The sequence below is a fragment of the Microbacterium sp. Leaf351 genome, from assembly GCF_001423825.1.
GTDB lineage: Bacteria > Actinomycetota > Actinomycetes > Actinomycetales > Microbacteriaceae > Microbacterium > Microbacterium ginsengisoli.
The window spans coordinates 355,047-356,130 of the sequence record NZ_LMPK01000033.1; the positions used below are offsets into that span (position 1 = coordinate 355,047).

A 1,084-nucleotide genomic window follows, 5' to 3' on the forward strand; every position below is an offset into this window, starting at 1 on the left:
TCGAGCACGTCGGTGAGCGGGCAGCCCGCCGAGGTGAGGGTCATGTGGATCACGAGCGCGTCGTTCTCGTCGTCCCAGGCCAGATCGTAGATGAGGCCGAGGTCGACGACGTTGATCCCGAGTTCGGGGTCCATGACGTCCTTGAGCGCCTCGGTGACCTCGTCGTACTTCTCGGGGGTCAGCGTCGCGGTCATGGACACAGCCTAGGCCTCCGCGCCGGCGGCGGGCTCGAGGAAGCGGTCGTAGCCCTCGTTCTCGAGACGCTCGGCGAGCTCGGGACCGCCCTCCTCCGCGACGCGGCCCTTGACGAGCACGTGCACGAAGTCCGGCTGGATGTAGCGCAGGATGCGCGTGTAGTGCGTGATCAGGAGCACGCCGAGGCCGGTGGCCTCCTTCGCGCGATTCACACCCTCCGAGACGATCTTCAGCGCGTCGACGTCGAGTCCGGAGTCGGTCTCGTCGAGCACCGCGATCGCGGGCTTGAGCAGCTCGAGCTGCAGGATCTCGTGGCGCTTCTTCTCGCCGCCCGAGAAGCCCTCGTTGACGTTGCGCTGCGCGAACTTCGCGTCCATGCGCAGGTTCGACATCGCGGCCTTGACGTCCTTGGTCCAGGTGCGGATCGAGGGCGCCTCGCCGTCGACGGCGGTCTTCGCGGTGCGCAGGAAGTTCGTGACGGTGACACCGGGGATCTCCACCGGGTACTGCATCGCGAGGAACAGCCCCGCGCGGGCGCGCTCGTCGACGCTCATCGCCAGCACGTCGGCGCCGTCGAGCGTGATCGAACCGCCGGTGACGGTGTACTTCGGGTGGCCGGCGATCGTGTACGCGAGCGTCGACTTGCCGGAGCCGTTGGGGCCCATGATGGCGTGCGTCTCACCGCTGCGGATCGTGAGGCTCACGCCGTTCAGGATCGGCGTGGTGCCTTCGTCGGTCTCGACCGTCACGTGCAGGTCGCGGATCTCCAGGACAGACATGGGGGATGTTCCTTCTTCAGCTCAGGTCTTTGGTGACGGCCGGGTCGATGAGCACGTCGTCACCGTCGATGACGACCTCGTAGACGGGCACCGGCTCGTAGGCGGGGAGG

Annotated in this window: 2 protein-coding genes and 1 pseudogene; all 3 read right to left on the minus strand. The window is 67.3% G+C overall.

Annotated elements, in window-relative coordinates; all coding sequences use genetic code 11:
* Window positions 1-194 (minus strand): metal-sulfur cluster assembly factor (locus ASG00_RS10070; protein ID WP_442922634.1); only part of this gene is annotated, 194 nt, incomplete at its 3' end.
* 9 nt (window positions 195-203) lie between these two features.
* On the minus strand, window positions 204-974 hold the full coding sequence (gene sufC, locus ASG00_RS10075; protein ID WP_045245979.1) for a Fe-S cluster assembly ATPase SufC: 771 nt from the start codon (window positions 972-974) through the stop codon (window positions 204-206).
* A 16-nt stretch (window positions 975-990) separates the two neighbouring features.
* Window positions 991-1,084: pseudogene (locus ASG00_RS18000) on the minus strand (non-heme iron oxygenase ferredoxin subunit); the annotation flags it as partial.